Origin of the sequence: Vibrio nereis NBRC 15637 (assembly GCF_001591105.1) — a bacterium.
In the GTDB taxonomy this organism is placed as follows: domain Bacteria; phylum Pseudomonadota; class Gammaproteobacteria; order Enterobacterales; family Vibrionaceae; genus Vibrio; species Vibrio nereis.
The window spans coordinates 368,168-390,168 of record NZ_BCUD01000001.1; the positions used below are offsets into that span (position 1 = coordinate 368,168).

The window sequence follows — 22,001 nt, forward strand, 5'->3', positions numbered from 1 at the left end:
ATTAAATTCTGATTCTGAAAGGTAAAAGTACCTGACGGTGAATGTGAACAGTGATGCTACTCGACGGATGGCAGTGCAAAATGTGAGGGTGTCTATCTAAGTTTTTTGTGACCGTGAATTTTTAATTACGATGAATGATATTCACAACTTCAGTATGAAATATCAGAATGAACGCGATATGTCTCTCAAATCAAGCTCATCAAATGGGCTGGGCGTAGAGGCTAGGGAGGAGAGGGGCTGAGAATCTCTCATCCCCCATTGTGTGATGCTATGCGGTGGAAAATTGAGACTAATTGTTTGAAGGAAAATAAGTTTGGGTAGGACTAAGACAGGCGTTGAATCGGGTAGTCCTTGCTCACTTGTCATCCTCATAGTTTGTCACGATGCATTCGGCTGCTAATTCACTATATCGGCTTTGCATTGTCAGAAGAAATTCCTCGGCGTCGTTAAATTTGGGGATTGCTTCACCAAGCACAACATCGCAATTAAATGGGACGAACATGGCCGTACCTTTGGGTAACGAGCGACCTAAACCTCGCATTACTACTGGTATAACAGGGCAGTGTTGATGTTCTTTTGTGAGGTGGAAAATCCCCTTTTTCAGGCCACTCATGACTTCTGGTTCACCGCGACTACCTTCGGGGAAGATGATCAAAATATCCTCATTGTTGAGAGCATTGTGGCACTCGTCAAAGATGGCGTCTCGTTCACTTTTGGATGGCGAACGACGAATAGGAATAATGCCGAGGACATTCAGTGACAGCCAAGCCGTCAGCTTGTTTTTTAAGAAATAATCAGCCGCTGCTACCGGTCGTACCTTGTGAACCATATCGATAGGAAACAAAGCCAGCAACACCAATGTATCTAGGTGACTATTATGATTTGCTGCGACAACGATAGGCCCTTTCTCAGGGAGATTTTGCCGATGGATAATATTTAAACCTAGGCCGATAAAAACTAACGGCTTAACGAAAAAGAGCACAAACAGAACTTTCAGTAACTTCATATTGCTCTCCTAGTAATACAGATAGTAGATGTAATGGAAAAACAGTGGGGCGGTAAACATTAGGCTATCAATACGATCGAGAATGCCACCGTGACCCGGTATAAATTGGCTGGTGTCTTTAATTTTTAGATCACGCTTGACTGAAGAAATCACAAGATCGCCAATAAACCCACTAAACGCGATAAGCATGCCTGCGATCAAACCCTGAACCGAGGTCAGTGGTGTCAGGTATGGCGCAAAAAAGTAGCTCGCAGCAATAACCGTTAAGGCTCCACCGACAAAACCTTCCCACGTTTTATTGGGGCTGACTCTTGGCACGATCTTGTGTTTACCAAAGCTTTTACCCCAAACGTATTGGCACACGTCGTTAAACTGCGTGAACACAAGCAAAAATAGCAGCATACCCATAGAACCTGCTTCTGGGTTTTTACTCGGCAGTACCAGCAAATAAGCCATATGGCTAACACAAAAAACCGTTAGCATAAGTGCCCAGTGGATGATGCCAGCAGAGCGGATAAACCCTTTAGTTTCTCCTATCAGCACCGCCACCATCGGCAAGTATAAGAACATGTAAACCGGGATGAATATGATGTACATGCCGTACCAACCAATGGATAGCCAATAGTATTGGAAGGGGATGGACAAGTAAGCCCAGAAAATGACGCGGCGGTCAGCCATGCGAGTCGGTACGATAGAAAGAAACTCTTTAAGCGCCATAAAACTCAGAAATGCGACAAACACGAGCGTGTATTGCGTCGGGAGATAGAGGACGACAAATACGATCCCAATCATCCACCACCACGAACGGATACGGAGTTTGAGTTCTTGATAGTCTTTGTTTGGGTTACGTCGCGACAGGAACAGATAAGACAGCGTGCCGACAAGAAGGACGATGACGATCGTCACCATCATATGCAGCGAGTGTGAAGGAATACTACTCATCATCTGCCTCCGTTAAAGCAGATGCGTTCTTGATACAATAAATCTGCGCCAGCCTTCTCCAACAAGTCGCGACACAGCCTAAGGTGATTACAACTAGGGCAGAATCCATTAGATAGAGGCTTGCGGGCCAGAAATAACCAAAAGCCTGTGCGGCAGCCATTATTAAGCTGGTAAAGGTGAGTAGAGCCATACGATGTTGCTTAGCCATAGGGCCACGAAAGTCTGCTTGGCAGCCCATACTGACACCCAGAACGCGAATATAGGCGGTCATAATCGCGAGAGCACCAGCAAGCCATGCTAAGTGTAAGGCATACTCATTTTGAGCAATAAACCCCGCACCGAGAATAAACATGAGATCCGCGATTCTGTCTGGTGCATCGTTAAACAGCTCACCAGCGGGAGATTGTTTACCGCCTTCGACGGCAACCATGCCATCAAATAAGTTGCAAAGTAAGCGTAATTGGATGGTTACTGGAAAAACGAACAGCCAGACAATGGAAGGGGAGTTGTGATGAACAATGGCAACTAAGAGACCAAGAGCAGCGACAGCGATACTGAGTAACGAGATCTGATTGGGGGTAATGTTCTTTTGCGCGAGCCAAACAGAGATACGTTTGGTAATGGATAAGCTTCTGACGGCCAGTGGTCGTCGGTTAGATTGGTCTTGTTGTTCCATGCATTCGTCTACTTTGCGTCCGTAAAGAAAAGTATTATAGACGTTGCATATCAAAACGTAAGAGCGTAAGTCGCGGTAAAACCACCAGTTGAATCAACTATGAGACTGGCATGCAAAATAAAAAGCCAGCGGTCACTCACCGCTGGCTTAATCAATCGAGAATGTTAAAGCTTAGAGGCGATTACGCTTCTTGCTTTTGCATCTCTGCTTCTTTTTCTTCTGCAATGATAGCGTCCACAATCACTGCACAAGCCGCATCGCCTGTGATGTTTAGCGCGGTACGGATCATATCGAAGATACGGTCTAGAGCGAACAGAAGTGGCAGACCTTCAATTGGAATACCCGCCGCCAGAAGCACAGCTACAACTAGGAATGAAGGACCAGGAACACCTGCTTGGCCAACGGCGCCTAGAGTAGACGTTACGATGATCGCAATATAAGCACCCATGCCTAGGTCAATGTTGAATAGCTGTGCGAAGAAGATAGCAACAAGACCGTAGTAAATAGCATTACCAGACATGTTGATAGTGGCACCCAGTGGCAATACAAATGATGCTGTTGAGTTTTTAACGCCCAGCTCTTTTTCACACGTATCCATGGTCACAGGCAGGGTAGCCATAGAAGAAGCCGTTGAAAGTGCTACGGCTTGTGGTTTCTTCATTGCTGTTAGGAACTTCTTCGCTGAGGTCTTAGTGAAGATATGAACCATTAGAGGGTAAACAACAAAGCCGAAAATTAAGATCGCTGCGATGTAAACAATAAACAGTTTGAATACCACCATAAGGGCACCGAAACCGAACGTACCTACTGCTTCCGCCATTAGGCCGAATACGCCGATAGGCGCGATGATCATTACCTTGTTGATCATCCATACCATTGCGTCAACAATGCAGTTTACACCGTTCATGATTGGTTCACGGCGTTCTTTTTCTTGCTTAGAAATCGCAATACCAAAGAACATACAGAAGACAAGGATCTGTAGAATATTCGCTTCGTTTAGTGACTGAAAAACGTTGGTTGGGATCATACCAGTGATGGTTGCCCAGAAAGATGGCAATTCACCTTTTGAAGCGTACTCTGCTGAAAACATGCCTTCGACGCCAGAAACATCGATACCCATGCCCGGTTCAAAAACCTCTCCCATAAATAGAGCAAGCGCCACGGCTAGCGCTGAAGTTAGGCCAAAGTAACCTAGCGTTGTTAGACCGACTTTACCTGCAGACTGGCTGTTGCCTAGACCAGCGGCACCAGAAATAAGGGCGACGGCAACCAAAGGGATAACAAGCATTTTAATTAAGTTGATAAAAATTGCGCCTAGTGGAGCAAACATCGATGCACTATGACCCATAAAGGCACCAACGGCTGTACCTACGATCATAGCAATGACGACCTGCACGCCAATATTGCTTAGTAAACTCTTTTTCTGTAACACTTCCATAACCTCTGTGCTAATAAAATTTAATTATCTAGAATTACCATCTGAGTTAAAACTCGAATCTAGGCAATAATATCGCTTTGCTTTGTACACTTTATTTTTACATTTATCAATACAATTGAACGCAGAGTAGCCCAGTGAATGGCATTTTTATTGACGAGTGACAATTTTTAAACAGTTGCAAACGATTGCTATTGTTTTTATCTATGTGTTTGGCTTTTGGGATAGGTCAAGTGATTGGTTTTCGTGACGTGAGGGAAAGAGTTGAAATGTTAATAAAAAGATCGATTTCACAATAATTTAAGAAACCGATCTCATAGATGTTTAGATGGCTAACACGCTACTTGCGTGTTGCTTCTTTCATTGAGGATACAAAAGCTGCGAGTTGATTTAACATCTCGTCTGGTTTTTGCGTATTAGATTCAATGATTTTGACAACCGCAGAGCCTGAAATTGCGCCCGCAGCCCCCGATTCAAGTGCTTGCTTTACCTGATCTGGCTCAGATATGCCAAACCCAAGTAGAGAAGGTGGTGCGTCAAATTGGTTCAGTTTATCTAGCATGGCGCCCACTGGCATGTTGGCTTTTGTTTCTGCTCCCGTAACCCCTGCACGAGAGAGCAGATATGTGTAACCGCCCCCCAATGTAGCCACAGAGCGTAAGGTGTCATCCGATGCCGTTGGTGGAGCAATAAAAATAGGCTCTATACCGTGTGTTTTGGCGGCTGCGACAAATTCTTCACTTTCGTTTGTTGGTACATCTGCAATTAAGACCGAATCGATACCTGCTTTAGCGCATTGCTCATAGAAAGCATCAACACCGCGAGAGTAAACCAGGTTTGCATACATCAACAGGCCAATCGGTAATTCCGGGTATTTTGCTCGGATTTTTCCAATTTGTTCGAAGCAAATTGCTGGCGTCGCGCCTGACTCAAGCGCTCGGATATTGGCACCTTGAATGGTCGGGCCATCAGCCAAAGGATCAGAAAATGGGATACCAAGTTCTAGCGCATCTGCTCCTGCTTCTACCAAGGTTTCCATGATCTTCAGGGATTGCTCTGGATTAGGGTCACAAACCGTTACGAACGGTACGAATGCGCCTTGATTTACTTTACCTAGGCGCTCAAACATAGCTTCATAGCGGCTCATTAGATCACTCCTTTTTCTTCTAAGATGGCATGTACGGTGAAAATGTCCTTATCACCACGACCAGACAGGTTAACCACTAACAATTGTTCTTTTTCAGGATTTTCACGAGCCATGCGAAGGGCTTGCGCAAGGGCGTGTGATGACTCCAAAGCTGGGATAATCCCTTCACTGCGAGCGAGTTCTTGGAACGCTTCTAGTGCTTCGTCATCCGTCACATTGTCATATTCGGCGCGGCCTATCGCGTTAAGGTGCGCATGTTGTGGGCCAACTGATGGGAAGTCTAAGCCAGCAGATACGGAGTAAGACTCTTCTACTTGGCCATTCTCATCTTGCATTAGCGGCGCTTTCATACCGAAGAAAATGCCTGTTTTACCATGTTTAAGTGGCGCGCCATGTTGGTCTGTGTCTATGCCTTTACCCGCTGGTTCCACGCCGATTAAGCGTACGGATTCTTCTTCGATGAAGTCGGCAAACATGCCAATTGCGTTTGAACCACCGCCCACACATGCGATCACCGCGTCTGGTAGTCGGCCTTCACGAGCCAAAATTTGGTTTTTGGTTTCTTCACCGATCATGCGTTGGAATTCACGTACGATGGTTGGGAATGGGTGTGGACCAGCGGCTGTGCCCAACAAGTAGTGAGCATCTTCATAACTGCCAGACCAATCGCGTAGTGCTTCGTTACACGCGTCTTTTAACGTAGCAGAACCTGAATGTACAGGGATGACTTCTGCACCCATCAATTTCATACGGAATACGTTCGGGCTTTGGCGCTCAACGTCTTTAGCGCCCATGTATACGCGACATTTCAAACCTAACAGTGCACATGCCAAAGCGGTTGCAACGCCGTGTTGGCCTGCGCCAGTCTCAGCAATGATCTCATTCTTTCCCATGCGTTTAGCCAGCAGAGCCTGACCTAGCACTTGGTTGGTTTTGTGCGCGCCGCCATGTAGTAAGTCTTCACGTTTTAGGTACAGTTTGGTTTTAGTACCTTTGGTAAGGTTACGCGTGAGCGTTAGCGCAGTAGGGCGGCCTGCGTACTCTTGTAACAAGCTCATGAATTCACTGCGAAACTCTGGGTCTTCTTGCGCGTCGATAAATGCTTGTTCAAGCTGCTCCAATGCAGGAACTAAAATTTGCGGTACGTACTGACCACCGTATTCGCCAAAATAGGCATCAAGTTTTGCCATGGTTTATTCCTTTAATAATTCAGCTTGGTATGACTGCTCACACCAAAAATATTGTTTGTTTTAATTTTAGTAATCGCGAATGGCTGCGAATGCCTGATTCAACTTAGTTTGATCTTTCTTACCTGGCGAGCTTTCGACTCCAGAATTTAAATCCAGTCCTAGGCAGCCTTGTTGAGCGGCTTTTTGTGCATTAAATGGTGTGATCCCGCCTGCCAGCATGACGCGTGATGGATCGCCTATTAAAGACCAGTCAAAGACCAAACCTGTCCCACCTGTTTGCGAACCAATTTTAGTATCTAAAAGGTGACGGTCGATGTTGTTGCTCAGCAGTGATGGGATCGAGTCTGTCACGCCATAGGCTTTCCAAATTTCAACATCGCCAGGTAGTTGAGCTCTTAACTGGTCGACGAATTGCTGATCTTCCTGTCCATGAAGTTGGACTGCTTTTAAGCCGAGCGATTTCACTGTATCCAAAATAAAATCTACCGCTTCATTTTGGAACACACCCACGTAGTTCAGTGGCGCACCACTCATGGTTAAGCGGGCGGTTTCCATATCGACATAACGAGGTGAGCTTTTTACAAATATCAGGCCACCCAATACCGCACCCGCTCGATAAGCCTTGGCTGCGTCATCAGGGTGTGTCAGGCCGCATACCTTGTTTTCACCTAAGATCACTTTACGTGCGGTGAGCTCTAGGTTTTTCTCAGCCATCAATGAACTGCCAATCAAAAAGCCATCGGCGTATGCTGATAAATCTCGCACTTGTTGATTGGTGTAGATGCCAGACTCAGAAATCACGGTGGCTTGTGGTGCGAGTTTACGAATCAACGGTGCCAGTTCTTTGGTGCGGTTTAAGTCGGTAGACAGATCGCGTAAGTTGCGGTTGTTTATGCCGATAACTTTTGCACCGAGATTTACTGCGCGGTGAAGTTCGTCTTCGTTGCTGACTTCCGTCAATATGCCCATGTTTAATGACGCCGCAACCTCGGCAAGAGCGCGGTATTGTTCATCATCAAGCACCGAAAGCATCAGCAGAATGGCATCGGCTGAGTAGTGACGAGCAAGGTACACTTGATAGGTGTCGACCATAAAGTCTTTGCACAATACGGGTTGAGTGACTTGGCTACGGACTTGAGGCAAAAAGTCAAAACTACCCTGAAAGTACTTTTCATCAGTAAGGACAGAGATCGCGTCTGCGTGTCTGTTGTACACAGATGCGATGTAATCTAAGTCAAAGTCGTCACGGATAAGTCCTTTAGACGGAGAGGCTTTTTTACACTCTGTAATGAAAGCGGTTTTCTCGCCACTCAGCGCCTGATAAAAATCACGATCAGAGGGAGTCAGGTTGCCTTTAAAGCTCTCTAACGGCTCGGCTTGTTTACGTTCTTCTACCCATGAATACTTGTCTCGCACAATTTTTGCCAATACTTCGGCCATTTGCGCTTCTTTAGCTGAGACATGTTCGGACAAGTGGTTGTTTTTATGAGTCATCTTACTTACCTGTAACAAAGTGACTTGGGGTTTAAAGTACTTAAGCGTGGTTGGCCAGCTGTTTAACTAGCTCGTAGGCTTTGCCTGAATTCATTGCTTCAATGGCTTTTTGGGTATTCGCTTTTAGGTCTTCGTGACCAAATAATCGCATCAGTAACGCAACGTTGACGGCTACCGCACCCAACTGAGCATCGGTTCCTTTACCCGTTAGGATATTGGTGATGATCGCTTTGTTCTCTTCTGGATCTCCGCCTTTAATGGCTTCAAGAGGGTGAGCACTTACGCCGAAATCTTCAGGGGTTAGGGTGTACTCAGTAATTGTGCCATCTTTAATTTCGGCAACGGTGGTTTCGCCATGGATTGCCACCTCATCAAGGCCACTGCCATGTACCACGGCTGCGCGTTTCATTCCCATTTGTAACATGGTTTCGGCGATAGGGCGTACGAGTTCTTTGCTGTAAACCCCCATTAATTCAATATTTGGCCTTGCCGGGTTAATCAGTGGGCCAAGAATATTAAAGATAGTGCGGGTCTTCATAGTTTGGCGCACAGGCATCGCGTGGCGTACACCGCCATGGTATTGCGGAGCAAAAAGGAAAGCGACACCAAGTTTGTCAACGGCAGAGCGTGTGTCTTCTGCACTCATGGCGAGGTTTATGCCAAAAGAGTCCAGCAAGTCAGAAGAGCCTGATTTGCTTGAGACACTGCGGTTACCATGTTTTGCGACTTTCAGGCCACATGCCGCGGCAACAAAAGCTGCAGTGGTTGAAATGTTGATCGTGTTGTGGCCGTCTCCACCTGTACCAACGATATCGGCAAAGTCGTACTCTGGTCGAGGGAATGGAGCCGCGTTAGCAAGCAGGGCTTTTGCTGCGCCAGCAATTTCATCGGGTGTTTCCCCTTTGATCTTTAGCGCAGTCAAAGCTGATGCCATCAAAATAGGGTCGAGTTCGCCACGGATAATTACATCAAACAGTGTCTGACTTTCTTCTTGAGTCAATGATTGTTGGCCGTATAGCTTATTAATAATCTGTTCCATGATCGTTTTCCTTACTGCTGCTCTTTCGCGAGTGCCCAGTTAATCGCATTGGTTAATAGTGTTGCGCCATAGGTTGTCATAATAGACTCTGGGTGAAATTGGAACCCGCAGACTTTATCTTGCTCATGCACCACCGACATCACTAAGCCGTCTACTTCTGCGGTGACTTGCAGAGCGTCAGGTACTTCGGTCGCGACTAAAGAGTGGTAGCGCGCGATAGCCAAAGGTGATGGGAGATCAGCGTATGTGGCATGATTTTGGTGTTCCATCATAGAAACTTTACCGTGAATGATTTCGCCTGCGCCAGCAACTACTCCGCCATACGCTTCAACAATCGCTTGATGACCAAGGCAAATACCAATAACAGGCACTTGTCCTTTTAACCTTTGGATGATTTCTGGCATTGAACCAGCGTATGACGGCGCGCCTGGGCCTGGAGAGAGCAGTACCACGGGGTTCTCTAATTCTGCTACTGCTTTTTCAATCGCTTCGGCAGGAATGTTGTTTCGGTAAATCTTCACCTTGTGGCCCAATGAACGGAATTGGTCAACGAGGTTATATGTGAACGAATCGAAGTTATCGATAAATACGATATTAGCCATCTCTACTACTCCTTGTGCGCTGCTTGAATTGCAGAGATAACGGCTTGAGCTTTTCCGCGTGTTTCATCTGCTTCTGCTTGCGGATCAGAATCGAATACGACGCCTGCGCCAGCTTGAACTTGTGCAATGCCATTCTCGACGTATGCTGAGCGAATGACGATACAGGTATCTAACGTGCCTTCACCAGTGAGATAGCCAACAGCGCCGCCATAACTGCCGCGTCTTGCGCCTTCAACGCCACGAATTAACTGCATGGCTCGAATTTTAGGCGCACCAGTCAATGTTCCCATATTCATGCAGGCTTGATAGGCGTGCAGCGCATCAAGGTTATTACGCAGTTGCCCAACGACTCTAGATACCAAATGCATTACGTGGCTGTAACGGTCTACTTTTAGCAAGTCAGCCACATGTCGTGTGCCAGCTTCTGAAATACGCGCCACGTCGTTACGCGCTAAGTCAACCAGCATCATGTGCTCAGCATTTTCTTTTTTATCGCTGCGCAGCTCTAATTCAATGCGGCTATCTAAATCGAAATCAATCGCGCCATTCGCTCTTTTGCCACGACGGCGGGTCCCCGCGATTGGATAAATTTCGACTTGGTTAGTATGTGTTTCGTATTTAAGTGCGCTTTCAGGGGATGCGCCAAATAAGGTGAACAGCTCATCCTGCATGTAAAACATATATGGACTAGGATTACTTAGCTTCAACTCTTTATAGGCAGCAAGTGGCGAAGGACAGGGTAGGGTAAAGCGTCGCGATGGGACCACCTGAAAAATATCGCCTTTAACCACGTAGTCTTTTAAATCGTTTACGATTTGGCAAAACTCACTGTCCGAGATATTGGTCGTTGTTTCAATAGAGCTAAGCTTCTGTGCTTGTGGTAGAGTTTTTAGGTTTGAGCACTGGGCTGCAATATCTCTAATACGTGCCTGGAGCGTGTTTTTTTCGTCCTGATTTGCAAACAGTGTCGCTTGGATGTCGCAACTCTCTGCTTGGTGATCGACCACAATCAGGGTTTCCGCTACGTAAAAAACATAGTCAGGGCATTGATTCGTTTGTTCAGCTTCACCTAGAGGCTCGAAGTTTGCGACTAAGTCATAAGCGAATAAACCGCCGAGAAAAATGGCGTGCTTATCTTGCTCGCTAAGGTCAAAGCTATGTTGAATCAGACGAAGAGCATCAAAGGAAGAAGCTTCACGTAAACGGGAGTCTTCATCCAACGTATCACATGGAGCGGTAAATCTTAGCGTTAATACCGAGCCTTCAAATTCACTGTCTATATTAGCGTGGATATTGTTGTAAAGATGAATGAGAAGCTGCTGACCGTTTGGTGTCAGCGCCGTTAGAGTAACGGTGTGACCGAAGCAAACGATGCGAACGGCGGAATCAACAATAAGTAAGCTTTTTAAGTCCTGTTTCGAGTCAATCTCAGCAGATTCAAGCAATAAACTGTCGGTTTTGTTCTCACACAAGGTATGGAACAGACGAGTTGGATCCTGTGTGTAAGGAGCGGAAGCATGAATGACTTCAAGCTGTCCTAGCTTTCTGATTTCTATAGCCTTGTTCACAAGACCTCCTTTCCGTAGGTAAATAGTTCCTTCTACACATACTCGCATAAAGAAAAGCGACACCCAATCGGGATTTATCTGTATTCGGCGATTTATTGAGCATGTAAATGTGTAAAAGGTAATAAAACAAAAAAGCCCGCTATATCAGCGGGCTTTTGTAACAATAATTCTATAAATTAGAAGTACACGTTAGCCCACCAAGAACTTGTCCAAGTGCGCCACCAAGATAGATCTGATGCAGTGGTGCTCATTGAGCAAACTGCAACTTTCGCTTTCTGGTTGTGGTTAATTTCTTGTAACATAGTGAGCCTTAATTCAGGTACTTCGTATTTGTGTACTAGTTAACTAGTGCAGAGGTAAAAAGTCAACTAAAAAAACAGATTTATGAGAATTGATTTACATAGCCACACCACTGCCTCTGACGGACGACTAGCGCCCGCTGAATTGATAGATCGCGCATTAAGCTTTAATTTGGATGTACTGGCTATTACCGACCACGATACAGTTGACGGGTTAGAGCCCGCTCATCGCTACATAAAAGAGCAGGGTTATACGCTTAAGCTGATCAACGGTATCGAAATATCCACAGTATGGGAAAACAAAGATATTCACATCGTCGGTTTGAATATTGATCCTGAATCCGCTCAGCTTGAAGCTCTTATCCAACAGCAAAAAGAACACAGGCAAGGCCGAGCAGAGCTCATCGCTCATCGCTTAAGCAAAGCGACACGTGAAGGCGTTCTAGAAGAAGTCAAAGTGATTGCGGGAGACGCGCCTATTACGCGTGCGCATTTCGCTAAATGGTTGGTGGATAACGGGTATGCTAAAACCATGCAACAGGTCTTCAAAAAGTATTTGACCCGCAATAACCCGGGATACGTGCCACCGCAATGGTGTTCAATGGCTGATGCGGTTGAAGCGATACACGCAGCTGGTGGTCAAGCGGTATTGGCGCACCCGGGCCGATATGGCTTAACGGCTAAGTGGACAAAAAGATTGATTTCCGCCTTTGTTGAAGCGGGTGGGGATGCAATGGAAGTTGCACAACCTCAACAAGGACAACAAGAAAGACGCAACTTGGCAGATTATGCTATACAATACAAACTATTAGCTTCTCAAGGCAGCGATTTTCATTATCCATCTCCGTGGATGGAATTGGGCAGAAATCTTTGGTTACCTGCAGGTGCGGAACCTGTATGGCAAGATTGGGGTATTGAGCCTTCACAAACAGAAGCGTCTGTTTGAATCATATCAATACATTAGAATATAGAGTCGAGAGATTCGATAGGGTCCGCGGACCCAATAATGAGGAATTACAATGAGCCAGTTTTTTTACGTTCATCCAGAAAACCCACAGGCTCGCTTGATCAATCAGGCTGTAGCAATCATTCGTAATGGCGGAGTCGTCATTTACCCAACGGATTCAGGCTACGCATTGGGTTGTCAGCTAGAAAACAAACAAGCGTTAGAGCGAATTTGTCAGATCCGCCGTTTAGATGAAAAGCATAATTTTACGCTTTTATGTCGCGACCTTTCTGAGTTGTCATTGTATGCACGAGTAGACAACACGGCGTTTCGTCTGCTGAAGAACAATACACCGGGGCCATACACTTTCATCTTTAAAGGTACGAAAGAAGTGCCACGACGTTTAATGAACTCAAAACGTAAGACGATTGGTATCCGTGTTCCGGACAATCGCATTGCGTTAGATTTGTTAGAAGCGCTGGGCGAGCCACTGATGTCTACATCGCTTATTTTACCGGGTAGCGATGTGACGGAATCTGATCCGGAAGATATTCGTGACAAACTAGAACATGCAGTCGATTGTATTCTTAACGGCGGCTATCTTGGTGAGCAACCAACCACAGTGGTTGATTTTAGCGAGGATGAGCCTGTTATTGCCCGTTTAGGCTCAGGGGATCCTGCACCGTTCGAATAATCAAAAATACGTGATTTTCGGCACAGTATTTGCGATAATGTGCGACCGCGATTTTGGGTCGCACATTTTTATTCGACGTCTGAGAAGACGACACATAGGTAGATAAATGAACGAAAAGTTACAGAAAGTATTAGCACGAGCAGGTCACGGATCACGTCGCGAGCTTGAAGCTTTGATTAAAGCTGGTCGCGTGAGTGTGAACGGAGTTGTCGCTAAGCTTGGTGAGCGATTAGAAGATGAGAACGCGGTAGTTCGAATTGACGGACACATTGTTTCTGCGAAAGCGCAGGAAGAAGTGATTTGTCGCGTTCTAGCGTACTACAAGCCTGAAGGTGAATTGTGTACTCGTCATGACCCAGAAGGTCGCCGCACTGTATTTGACCGTTTGCCAAAAATCCGCGGCTCTCGCTGGATTTCAGTTGGTCGTCTAGATGCAAACACATCTGGTCTACTACTTTTCACAACGGATGGTGAACTTGCAAACCGTCTGATGCACCCAAGCCGTCAGGTTGAACGTGAATACCTCGTACGTGTATTTGGTGAAGTTACCGAACAGAAAGTGAAAAACTTGGTTCGTGGTGTTGAGCTTGAAGATGGTATGGCTCGCTTCGAAGATGTTGTATACGCAGGTGGTGATGGTATGAACCACACTTTCTACGTTGCAATTAACGAAGGTCGTAACCGTGAGGTTCGTCGTCTATGGGAATCTCAAGAAACAACCGTTAGCCGTCTGAAACGTGTTCGCTATGGTGATATTTACCTAGATAAGAAATTGCCACGTGGCGGTTGGATGGAGCTTGACCTTAAACAGGTTAACTACTTACGTGAGTTAGTGGAGCTTCGCCCAGAAAGAGAAACACTATTGGACGAAAACAAAGCGAACACATCACGCAAGCGTGAACGTTCTCGTAGCCAAAAAATTCGTCGTGCAGTTAAACGTCACGAAGAACGCATGAATAACGGTGGTGGTCGTAGCAATAACCCAGCACGCCGCAAACCTAAGAAAGGTGCCGGTGAGCAAGGTGCACGTAACAAACAGCGCCAGCGTTAATTTACCGTCTTAATTGAAGAAAGCAGCCAATGGCTGCTTTTTTTATCTCTGCTATGCGCAATTAAAAAGAGCCGAAGCATTTCTGACTTCGGCTCTTTTAGTATGAGTGACTACTTTACTGCGACTAAAGCGTTTGGTTGAGCTCGTAATAGCGGCCTTTTTGACTTAATAGGTCACTGTGGCTGCCGTGTTCTACCACTTCTCCTTGCTCAAGCAAACAAATCGAGTCCATCTTATCTAGATTCACTAGTCGATGAGTGATGAACACAACAGTCTTTCCTTCAAAGTGCTCCTCAAACAACTGCATAATTTGGTGTTCCGTTTGTTTGTCTAGCCCCTCTGTTGGCTCATCAAGCAGCAAAATAGGGGCATTGTGGAGTAACGCTCGAGCAATACCAATTCGGCGTTTTTCACCGCCAGACAACTGACGGCCACCATCACCTAGCCAAGTGTTTAACCCTTTCTCTTCAAGTAATTTGGCTAAGCCGACTTTTTCAAGGATTTCTTCCAAAGCGGAATCGTTAGCATCTGGTTTTGCCATCAAAAGGTTATCGCGCAAAGAACCATTGAGAACATCTACGCGCTGGCTGACGACACTGATCGCTTTGCGCAATTGGTTTTCACTCCAATTCTGAATAGGCTGGCCTGCCAATTTAATCTCACCTTGTTGAACATCCCAATAACGATTGAGGAGTTGGAGTAGGGTAGACTTACCAGAACCAGTTTGGCCAACAATTGCGATGCGGTGTTTTGCCGGAATATTCAGATTAACTTGCTTCAGTACTTGCGTATCATCATCTGAATAGTGGAATGAAACGTTAGAGTACTCGATCGAAAAGTCATCACTGTGCGACACATTTTCTGATGGGAAGGTAACATCTGGCTCTGACAAAATAACGTCGTTCAAGCGCCTTGCTGAAGTTAGCGTTTGGCCCAAGTGTTGGAACGCGCCCGCAATCGGCATGAGCAGTTCGACACTTGCCATAGTGGCAAACACAACTAAAGCGATCATTGGATCTGGCATGTTGCCACCCACGCCGTCTGCTGCGAGCCAAAGCATTAGCACTAGTGTCCAGCCGTTCGCCAGTAGCAATAAGGCTTGTGCTAAACCAGCGAAATGCGCATTGAACATCTGGTTTTTGAGTAACCGTTCCTGGGTATCCAGGATCGCATTACGGTAACGCTCCTCTGCCCCAAATAGAGTCAGCTCGCTGTAACCCTGTAGCCAATCCAGAGTCGCAATACGTAAATCAGCTTTATTTTGTGTCAGTTCACCACCGTTACGTTTACCTAACTTGTAAAACAGCATTGGCCAGGTGATCAGTAATACCAACAAAATGGCGCCTAAGGTCAAGCCAAGCTCTTTGTCGAACCAACAAAGTAGAGCGGTCAGACCTGCGATCCCCAGTGTGCCCACAATCATTGGGCTAACAAGGCGCAGATACACATGATCCATGGCGTCAATGTCTGCCACTAATCGGTTAAGCAGATCCGCATCCCGTAGATTAGATAGGCGTCCAGGAATAAGCGGGGCCAGTTTTGAGAAGAAGAAGATACGCAGATCAGTCAATAACTTGAACGTGGCATTGTGGCTGACAACGCGTTCGCCCCAACGACCCGCGGTACGTCCCATTGCAAAACCGCGAACAAATGCGCCCGGTAGCATGTAGTTGAAAGTCTCACGTGCGATGGTTAAACCGGCAATTGCAGCGGCTGACAAGAACCAACCTGAGAGTGTCAGTAAGCCAATGGATGCAAACAGGGTTAGAAACGCCAGTAACATCCCGAGAGACAGACCGAACCAATGTTTTTTATACAGTTTTAGATAGGGAATTAAATCACGCATCAAGATTCCCCTTATTTTCTTGGTTTAATGCTTGGTTAGAGTTAAGCATTGTTTGGAAAAGACCTTCTTGGCTAGACAGTGCATCGTAACAGCCTGATTGTACAATTTGACCATCTTGCATCACGATGATGTTGTCTACGCTCTTAAGTGGCGTTAGTTGGTGGGTGACCATCAACGCGGTATTGTCACTCACTTGCCCTGCCAGTCCATCCATGACTAATCGTTCACTACGCGCATCGAGGCTCGCGGTTGGCTCATCAAGTAACCAGAATTTACCGTTTTGTATCATGGCGCGAGCCAAGGCTAAACGTTGAGCCTGACCGACAGACAAACCACCAGAGCGGTCAGAAACTTGATAGTCTAACCCGTGTTTATCAACAAACTCGGCGGAGTAGGACTCTTTTAATGCCGATTCGATTTGGGCATCGCTCACGTTATCTTTGCCTAACGTAATGTTGTCGCGAATAGAGCCATGCAGCAGCAATGGGTTTTGTCCCACCCAGCTTACGCGTTTTCGCCAATCAGCAAGATCGAGTTCTGTACGTTCAATGCCGTTGATCGTTAATGAGCCTTCATAAGGTAGGAAACCTAAAATGGCATTGATAAGGCTGGTTTTACCTGCACCACTTGGGCCAACCAGCGCAGTGGTCTGGTGCTCGTTAAGCGCAAAACTTACCGGACCAAGCAGTTTTTGCCCTTCAGGAGAGAAAACTTCAAGGTCTGTTGCACGGATAACGACGCTAGCATCTTCCTCAAGTGTCTTGCTACCTGAACGAACAGTGCTGACATCTGTATCTAAAAATTCGACAATACTTTCCGCGGCACCCACGGCTTGTTGTTTGGCATGGTAGAAGGTGCCCAAGTCACGCAGAGGTTGATAAAACTCAGGTGCAAGGATCAGAATAAACAAGCCCGCAAAGAGAGTAACCCCCGCGCCGTAATCACCGAAGTTCAGCTCACCAATAAAGGCAAATCCAAAATAAACGGCAGTGAGTGCAATCGAGATCGAAGTGAAGAATTCAAGTACTGCCGATGAAAGAAAGGCTATCTTAAGGACATCCATTGTACGTGTACGGAAAACCTCTGACGCCCCGCGCATCACTTCGGTTTCTGCTTTTGTTCGGTCGAATAAACGGATGGTCGTCATCGACTGTAAGCGGTCATAAAAGTGACCCGACAGGCGTTGCAATGCTTTAAAGTTCTTGCGGTTTGCATCGGCTGCTTTCATGCCCACGAGCGCCATGAACAAAGGTACGAGTGGTGCGGTAATTAGGAAAATTAAGCCTGCTGCCCAGTTAACCGGGAAGACGACAATTAAAATCACGAAAGGCACTAACACAGACAGCGACATTTGCGGTAAGTAACGCGCAAAAAAGTCGTGCATGTCTTCGACTTGCTCCAATAACAGTGTTGCCCAAGAGCCCGCAGGTTTCCCCTTGATGTAGGCAGGACCAAGCTCTCGTAACTTATCAAGAATCAATTGGCGAATATAAACGCGAATCTGTTCCCCACAGCGGTAACCAGCAATTTCTCGTCCCCATGAGCAAAGGGCACGAATACCGATGATGATAGCAAGACCAGCAAAGTACGGGATCAGTTCATACTTATCGACTTGTTCTATGATGAGCGAATGAAGAATGTTGGCGAGCAAGGCTGCTTGAGCCAGCAGGAAAACGCTTGAAAGTACGCCAAGGCCGACAGCAAACATTAACCAGCGTTTTGCTAGCTTACTTTGCTGCTTGAGCCACTTATTCAAGCCGCGCTGTTTCTTTTTGTCCATTGTGAAGGCTTAATGATAATTATTAGTGCGAGTTAGAGCTGGGCATTATACAAAAGAAAGCCCTACGGGAATACCGCAGGGCTTTAAGGATTTGAGCTAATAGTGAAAAATATTATTCAGCGTCTGCTAGTGCATCAAGAAAACGCTCTGCATCTAATGCGGCCATACACCCTGTACCAGCGGATGTAATAGCTTGACGGTAGTTGTGATCCATAACATCGCCTGCAGCAAAAATGCCCGGAATGCTGGTTTGTGTTGCGTTACCGTCTAGGCCAGATTTAACAACGATGTAGCCATTTTTCATTTCTAGCTGGCCTTCAAACATGCCTGTGTTTGGCTGGTGGCCAATTGCAATAAATGCGCCCATGACATCAATCTGTTCTACGGCGTCTGATTTAGTGTCTTTAATTCGAACACCTGTTACGCCCATATCATCACCGACGACTTCTTCAAGAGTACGATCGGTATGTAGAATGATGTTGCCGTTTTCAACTTTATCCATCAAACGATCGACCAGAATCTTTTCAGAACGGAAACTGTCGCGACGGTGAATCAAATGCACTTCAGATGCAATGTTAGACAAGTAGAGAGCTTCCTCAACGGCAGTGTTACCACCACCCACAACCGCCACTTTTTGATTACGGTAGAAGAAACCATCACAAGTTGCACAAGCAGAAACCCCGCGGCCTTTAAATGCTTCTTCCGATTCTAGGCCAAGGTATTTTGCTGACGCACCAGTGGAGATGATCAATGCATCACAGGTGTATTCGCTTGTGTCACCTTTTAGGCGGAAAGGACGTTGGCTAAAATCAACTTCATTGATGTGGTCAAAGACGATTTCTGTTTCAAAACGCTCAGCATGTTCTTTCATCCGATCCATCAAAGCCGGACCTGTAAGTCCTTCTGGGTCACCAGGCCAGTTTTCAACTTCAGTCGTGGTGGTGAGCTGACCACCTTGCTGCATGCCAGTGACAAGTAAAGGGTTTAGGTTTGCTCGAGCTGCGTAGACAGCCGCAGTGTAGCCTGCTGGGCCAGAACCAAGAATAAGTAGCTTGCTGTGTTTAACGTCGCTCATTTGGGCTCCATTTTGCGATGATGCATATTAATTTTTAACGTTAATGATTATATGGGGCTATTCAAACACTTCACAAGGGCTGGAAGTGTAATAAATGGTTATAGATTAGAACGCAAACGATCTCTTTTATTTCGCTAAGTCGCTGAGAAAAAGTGGCATTTTCCTATAGCTAGTGAAGTTGACTGGTTTTTGAGCTACGGAACATTCAAAACTGAAACTTACATCTAGATATTGTCTTTACTTTGGTGTTTGTGTTTATTTTTGGTTTTATGCTGGATGTAAATACTAAAAAACATTGATCTCACGATATAAATGCGCAAATAATGAATGTGAAAAAGATGTTAAGTCGATAACACCTATGTACATTCATTAAGGAGAAGATGATGTTACATAACCGCGAAACAACCCTACAACTAACTAAGCTGAGTGAGAACGCGATTGCGCAGTTGGCGCCGTCTTTTGGTCATTTGCCAAATACAGAACACGCTGATGGTCAGTACCGTTTACGTCGTTACTCTGTGGTTCAGTTTAAAGATGGAAAAGTGATTGATTTGAACAAAAATGAGTTCATGCAAACTGATGATATCAATCGCTTTCAGGGTAATGTTGTTCGTCAATTTGAACCTGTAGAAACGTCGACGTTGGAAAGCGAAGGAATGCGTGAATTATGCGAAGTTTTTGCGCAATCAAACAGTCTACAGAATGGTCAAGAGATCGAAATTCATCAGATCCGTATATCAGCAATTTATAACGAAACGCAGGTGGCTCCAGAGGGTGTTCACCAAGATGGATTTGAACATATTGCGTTAATTGGCATGGGTCGCCACAACGTTGAAGGCGGCGATATTATGCTTTACAACAGCTTTAATGAAGCGCCGTTTTTCCGTAAAGCGTTGCAAAGCGGTGAAGTTGCCATGCTTGCCGATAACAAGCTTTGGCATAATGCAACGCCTATCAAGTCTGTGATTGAAGGCCAAGAAGGCTACATGGATGTGTTTGTACTAACAGCAAAGGAAGCGGTGAATGAACTTCACTCCTAATCTAGTCAGAGCACAGTTTGGTGCCCTGCAGCAGACTCATAACGATCTTCCGGTTATCTTTCTTGATGGGCCGGGAGGCGCTCAGGTCCCGCATTCTGTGCTTGAAGCGATGACGGCTTACTTAGGTCATTTCAATTCAAACTTGGGTGGGCATTACTTCTCAAGTCAAAAAACGACGGATTTGATGAAGCAAGCACGTGAATATGCTGGCACATTAGTGAATGCTGAGTCTGCAGATAATATCGTGTTTGGCGCAAATATGACGTCATTAACATTCCAACTTAGCCGCGCAATTAGCCGTAGTTGGGAGTTAGGCGACGAAGTGATTGTTACTGCACTGGATCACTATTCGAATGTCTCTAGCTGGCAGCAAGCCGCTGATGATAAAGGCGCTATTGTGCATCAAGCGCGTGTTAACGAATCGGATTGTACGTTAGATATTGAGCATCTTCTGTCATTAATTAACGCAAACACCAAGCTGGTTGCACTGACGTTTGCATCAAACACCACGGGCTCGATTGTTGACGTGAAACGTGTCGTTGATGCCGCGCACCAAGTAGGGGCTATGGTGTACGTAGATGCTGTTCATTATGCGCCGCATCATCTTGTTGATGTTCAAGCTCTGGGCTGCGATATTTTAGCCTGTTCAGCCTACAAGTTTTTTGGTCCACATGTTGGCATTGCTTATATCTCACCAAAATGGTTACAAGCGCTTCAGCCATATAAAGTAGAGCCAGCAACGAACATCGGGCCTGGCCGCTTTGAAACGGGCACCCAAAGCTTTGAAGGTTTAGCTGGTGTTATTGCCGCTGTTAAGTATCTGGCTCAGTGGGGGAAAGAAGGGGATTCACTTCGTTCTCGTCTCGTCGAATCTTATAAGCAGTTTAATAGTCACGAAGCGGGATTAAGCGAACGTTTCTTGAAGCGACTATCAGAACTTGAAGGTGTTACCTTATGGGGACGCACTGATGCGGATAGCGAACTGCGCACTCCAACATTTGCACTGACGTTCGACAACCACACACCAGAGTACATTGCTAAAAAGCTAGGTGAACGTAATATTTGTGTATGGAATGGTCATTTCTATGCGCTTGGCTTAGTGCGTCAACTGAACCTGGAAGAGGCTGGTGGTGTGGTGCGAATCGGATTTATGCATTACAACACGCTGGAAGAAGTCGATATCTTATTTGATGAACTGAAAAAGATATTGAACCCATAATGAGAAAGCTCCCAAATCGGGAGCTTTTTTTACTTATGCGCTGACTTCAACTTCGTAAGATGTAAACTTACGAATATTGATCACGCCAGTATCAAAAATCATGTACTGGCCTTTGATCCCTTGTAAAACACCAGTCACTTCTGGGTTTTTATCAAAATTATGCGAAGTGATTTTCGTTGGGTGTTGCGTAACCGGGTAGCTGATAGGTGTAATATCAGCGTTGAGTACCTCGATCGCGTCTTCTCCAAATTGCTGTTTTATCTCTGCAATCTTGTCTTCGACCAGTGGCAGTAATTCAGCAAACTTTTCTTCCAGAGGCATTGGCTCGCCATCACCTTTAAGTAAGGTGCGCCAATTGGTTTTATCTGCAATGTGCTTCGCCAGTTCCACTTCGATCAGGCCTGAAATATAACGCGTTTTAACTTTAAAAATCGGTAAACCTTGTGTCGCCCCTTGGTCAATCCAACGCGTAGGAATTTGCGTGTGTCGAGTGATGCCGACTTTAAGGCTAGAAGTGTTTGAAAGGTAGACGAAATGGTCAACCATACAGTTCTCTTCACCCCATTGAGGCTCTCGGCATGTACCTTGATCGTAGTGACAAGTTTCTGGCTTCATAATGCACATATCACAGCTCGCCAGTTTCTTCATACAGACAAAGCAGTGGCCTTGGGAGTAACTCTTCTTGGTCTTTTTGCCACATGAGCAGCAGTAGATATTGCCTGTGTGTGTCAGCGTAATAGATTTTCCGATGAAAGGTTTAAGATCAACCAGTTCATCGCCAACAGGTAAGTGATAGTGGACCTCACCATCAAGAGAAGCACGCATTTTGTTTAGCGTACCTTTCGCGATTAAAGACATGACATTGCTCTTATAATATTGGTAACGGCCGTATTGAGACCGATTAATTAGATGTGAAGTATAACAATAACAGAGATTGTTGTAGATACGTGGT

20 protein-coding genes and 1 other annotated feature are annotated in these 22,001 nt (G+C 45.8%); of the genes, 5 read left to right on the forward strand and 15 right to left on the reverse strand.

Annotated elements, in window-relative coordinates; translation table 11 throughout:
- Positions 1-355 precede the first annotated feature (355 nt).
- From VNE01S_RS01600 to trpL2, 11 genes are all read right to left on the reverse strand, one after another.
- Positions 356-1,006 carry a lysophospholipid acyltransferase family protein gene (locus VNE01S_RS01600; protein ID WP_053395597.1) on the reverse strand — a complete coding sequence of 217 codons (651 nt, stop codon included), beginning with the start codon at positions 1,004-1,006 and terminating at the stop codon, positions 356-358.
- Positions 1,007-1,015: 9 nt separating this feature from the next.
- Entirely contained in the window at positions 1,016-1,948 is a 933-nt protein-coding gene (locus tag VNE01S_RS01605; RefSeq protein WP_053395596.1) for a phosphatidate cytidylyltransferase, read from the reverse strand.
- Positions 1,941-2,624: a CDP-alcohol phosphatidyltransferase family protein gene (locus VNE01S_RS01610; RefSeq protein ID WP_053395595.1), complete on the reverse strand. Its 684-nt coding sequence runs from the start codon at positions 2,622-2,624 to the stop codon at positions 1,941-1,943. The genes VNE01S_RS01605 and VNE01S_RS01610 overlap by 8 nt, the downstream gene beginning before the upstream one ends.
- Positions 2,625-2,805: 181 nt before the next feature.
- The gene (locus VNE01S_RS01615) at positions 2,806-4,062 is read right to left on the reverse strand and encodes a dicarboxylate/amino acid:cation symporter (protein WP_053395594.1); all 1,257 of its coding nucleotides are present in this window, start codon (positions 4,060-4,062) and stop codon (positions 2,806-2,808) included.
- Between the two features lie 337 nt (positions 4,063-4,399).
- Positions 4,400-5,206 (reverse strand): tryptophan synthase subunit alpha, encoded by an 807-nt coding sequence (gene trpA, locus VNE01S_RS01620; protein ID WP_053395593.1) that lies wholly within the window; start codon positions 5,204-5,206, stop codon positions 4,400-4,402.
- Positions 5,206-6,396: a tryptophan synthase subunit beta gene (trpB, locus tag VNE01S_RS01625; protein ID WP_053395592.1), complete on the reverse strand. Its 1,191-nt coding sequence runs from the start codon at positions 6,394-6,396 to the stop codon at positions 5,206-5,208. The genes trpA and trpB overlap by 1 nt, the downstream gene beginning before the upstream one ends.
- Before the next feature lie 66 nt (positions 6,397-6,462).
- The gene (gene trpCF, locus VNE01S_RS01630) at positions 6,463-7,890 is read right to left on the reverse strand and encodes a bifunctional indole-3-glycerol-phosphate synthase TrpC/phosphoribosylanthranilate isomerase TrpF (RefSeq protein WP_053395591.1); all 1,428 of its coding nucleotides are present in this window, start codon (positions 7,888-7,890) and stop codon (positions 6,463-6,465) included.
- A 40-nt stretch (positions 7,891-7,930) separates the two neighbouring features.
- The gene (gene trpD, locus VNE01S_RS01635; RefSeq protein WP_053395590.1) at positions 7,931-8,929 is read right to left on the reverse strand and encodes an anthranilate phosphoribosyltransferase; all 999 of its coding nucleotides are present in this window, start codon (positions 8,927-8,929) and stop codon (positions 7,931-7,933) included.
- 11 nt (positions 8,930-8,940) lie between these two features.
- Positions 8,941-9,531 (reverse strand): aminodeoxychorismate/anthranilate synthase component II, encoded by a 591-nt coding sequence (locus VNE01S_RS01640; RefSeq protein ID WP_053395589.1) that lies wholly within the window; start codon positions 9,529-9,531, stop codon positions 8,941-8,943.
- A gap of 5 nt (positions 9,532-9,536) precedes the next feature.
- Entirely contained in the window at positions 9,537-11,099 is a 1,563-nt protein-coding gene (locus VNE01S_RS01645; RefSeq protein ID WP_053395588.1) for an anthranilate synthase component 1, read from the reverse strand.
- 126 nt (positions 11,100-11,225) lie between these two features.
- Positions 11,226-11,329 (reverse strand) — a sequence feature (Trp leader region).
- A complete protein-coding gene (trpL2, locus tag VNE01S_RS01650; protein ID WP_053395587.1) occupies positions 11,276-11,401 on the reverse strand; it encodes a tryptophan operon leader peptide in 126 nt (41 codons plus the stop codon). (Overlaps the previous feature by 54 nt.)
- 82 nt (positions 11,402-11,483) lie before the next feature.
- Here trpL2 and rnm point away from each other — a divergent pair, with 82 nt between their 5' ends.
- From rnm to rluB, 3 genes are all read left to right on the forward strand, one after another.
- Entirely contained in the window at positions 11,484-12,344 is an 861-nt protein-coding gene (rnm, locus tag VNE01S_RS01655) for an RNase RNM (RefSeq protein ID WP_053395586.1), read from the forward strand.
- A 73-nt stretch (positions 12,345-12,417) separates the two neighbouring features.
- Positions 12,418-13,038 carry an L-threonylcarbamoyladenylate synthase gene (locus VNE01S_RS01660; protein ID WP_053395585.1) on the forward strand — a complete coding sequence of 207 codons (621 nt, stop codon included), beginning with the start codon at positions 12,418-12,420 and terminating at the stop codon, positions 13,036-13,038.
- Positions 13,039-13,144: 106 nt separating this feature from the next.
- Positions 13,145-14,089, forward strand: a complete 945-nt coding sequence (gene rluB, locus VNE01S_RS01665; RefSeq protein WP_053395584.1) for a 23S rRNA pseudouridine(2605) synthase RluB — start codon at positions 13,145-13,147, stop codon at positions 14,087-14,089.
- A gap of 124 nt (positions 14,090-14,213) precedes the next feature.
- On the opposite strand, the gene cydC is transcribed toward rluB, so the two are convergent.
- The 3 genes from cydC to trxB form a co-directional block, all read right to left on the reverse strand.
- Entirely contained in the window at positions 14,214-15,935 is a 1,722-nt protein-coding gene (gene cydC, locus VNE01S_RS01670) for a heme ABC transporter ATP-binding protein/permease CydC (RefSeq protein WP_053395583.1), read from the reverse strand.
- On the reverse strand, positions 15,928-17,715 hold the full coding sequence (gene cydD / locus VNE01S_RS01675; RefSeq protein ID WP_053395582.1) for a heme ABC transporter permease/ATP-binding protein CydD: 1,788 nt from the start codon (positions 17,713-17,715) through the stop codon (positions 15,928-15,930). The genes cydC and cydD overlap by 8 nt, the downstream gene beginning before the upstream one ends.
- A 112-nt stretch (positions 17,716-17,827) precedes the next feature.
- Positions 17,828-18,790, reverse strand: coding sequence for a thioredoxin-disulfide reductase (gene trxB, locus VNE01S_RS01680; RefSeq protein WP_053395581.1), 963 nt, complete (start codon positions 18,788-18,790; stop codon positions 17,828-17,830).
- A gap of 380 nt (positions 18,791-19,170) precedes the next feature.
- Between trxB and VNE01S_RS01685 the strand changes: the two genes are divergently transcribed.
- Entirely contained in the window at positions 19,171-19,830 is a 660-nt protein-coding gene (locus tag VNE01S_RS01685) for a 2OG-Fe dioxygenase family protein (protein ID WP_053395580.1), read from the forward strand.
- Complete coding sequence (locus VNE01S_RS01690) at positions 19,814-21,049, forward strand: cysteine desulfurase-like protein (protein WP_053395579.1); 1,236 nt, start codon at positions 19,814-19,816, stop codon at positions 21,047-21,049. The genes VNE01S_RS01685 and VNE01S_RS01690 overlap by 17 nt, the downstream gene beginning before the upstream one ends.
- 33 nt (positions 21,050-21,082) lie before the next feature.
- Here VNE01S_RS01690 and VNE01S_RS01695 read toward each other — a convergent pair whose 3' ends face one another.
- Positions 21,083-21,907 carry a DUF2797 domain-containing protein gene (locus VNE01S_RS01695; RefSeq protein WP_053395578.1) on the reverse strand — a complete coding sequence of 275 codons (825 nt, stop codon included), beginning with the start codon at positions 21,905-21,907 and terminating at the stop codon, positions 21,083-21,085.
- Positions 21,908-22,001 lie beyond the last annotated feature (94 nt).

What these genes read in the sequence shown, in the direction of transcription:
- VNE01S_RS01600 (WP_053395597.1), bottom strand. Translation starts at nt 1,006, where the DNA reads ATGAAGTTACTGAAAGTTCTGTTTGTGCTCTTTTTCGTTAAGCCGTTA.
- VNE01S_RS01605 (WP_053395596.1), bottom strand. Translation starts at nt 1,948, where the DNA reads ATGAGTAGTATTCCTTCACACTCGCTGCATATGATGGTGACGATCGTC.
- VNE01S_RS01610 (WP_053395595.1), bottom strand. Translation starts at nt 2,624, where the DNA reads ATGGAACAACAAGACCAATCTAACCGACGACCACTGGCCGTCAGAAGC.
- VNE01S_RS01615 (WP_053395594.1), bottom strand. Translation starts at nt 4,062, where the DNA reads ATGGAAGTGTTACAGAAAAAGAGTTTACTAAGCAATATTGGCGTGCAG.
- trpA (WP_053395593.1), bottom strand. Translation starts at nt 5,206, where the DNA reads ATGAGCCGCTATGAAGCTATGTTTGAGCGCCTAGGTAAAGTAAATCAA.
- trpB (WP_053395592.1), bottom strand. Translation starts at nt 6,396, where the DNA reads ATGGCAAAACTTGATGCCTATTTTGGCGAATACGGTGGTCAGTACGTA.
- trpCF (WP_053395591.1), bottom strand. Translation starts at nt 7,890, where the DNA reads ATGACTCATAAAAACAACCACTTGTCCGAACATGTCTCAGCTAAAGAA.
- trpD (WP_053395590.1), bottom strand. Translation starts at nt 8,929, where the DNA reads ATGGAACAGATTATTAATAAGCTATACGGCCAACAATCATTGACTCAA.
- VNE01S_RS01640 (WP_053395589.1), bottom strand. Translation starts at nt 9,531, where the DNA reads ATGGCTAATATCGTATTTATCGATAACTTCGATTCGTTCACATATAAC.
- trpL2 (WP_053395587.1), bottom strand. Translation starts at nt 11,401, where the DNA reads ATGTTACAAGAAATTAACCACAACCAGAAAGCGAAAGTTGCAGTTTGC.
- rnm (WP_053395586.1), top strand. Translation starts at nt 11,484, where the DNA reads ATGAGAATTGATTTACATAGCCACACCACTGCCTCTGACGGACGACTA.
- VNE01S_RS01660 (WP_053395585.1), top strand. Translation starts at nt 12,418, where the DNA reads ATGAGCCAGTTTTTTTACGTTCATCCAGAAAACCCACAGGCTCGCTTG.
- rluB (WP_053395584.1), top strand. Translation starts at nt 13,145, where the DNA reads ATGAACGAAAAGTTACAGAAAGTATTAGCACGAGCAGGTCACGGATCA.
- cydC (WP_053395583.1), bottom strand. Translation starts at nt 15,935, where the DNA reads ATGCGTGATTTAATTCCCTATCTAAAACTGTATAAAAAACATTGGTTC.
- cydD (WP_053395582.1), bottom strand. Translation starts at nt 17,715, where the DNA reads ATGGACAAAAAGAAACAGCGCGGCTTGAATAAGTGGCTCAAGCAGCAA.
- trxB (WP_053395581.1), bottom strand. Translation starts at nt 18,790, where the DNA reads ATGAGCGACGTTAAACACAGCAAGCTACTTATTCTTGGTTCTGGCCCA.
- VNE01S_RS01685 (WP_053395580.1), top strand. Translation starts at nt 19,171, where the DNA reads ATGATGTTACATAACCGCGAAACAACCCTACAACTAACTAAGCTGAGT.
- VNE01S_RS01690 (WP_053395579.1), top strand. Translation starts at nt 19,814, where the DNA reads ATGAACTTCACTCCTAATCTAGTCAGAGCACAGTTTGGTGCCCTGCAG.
- VNE01S_RS01695 (WP_053395578.1), bottom strand. Translation starts at nt 21,907, where the DNA reads ATGTCTTTAATCGCGAAAGGTACGCTAAACAAAATGCGTGCTTCTCTT.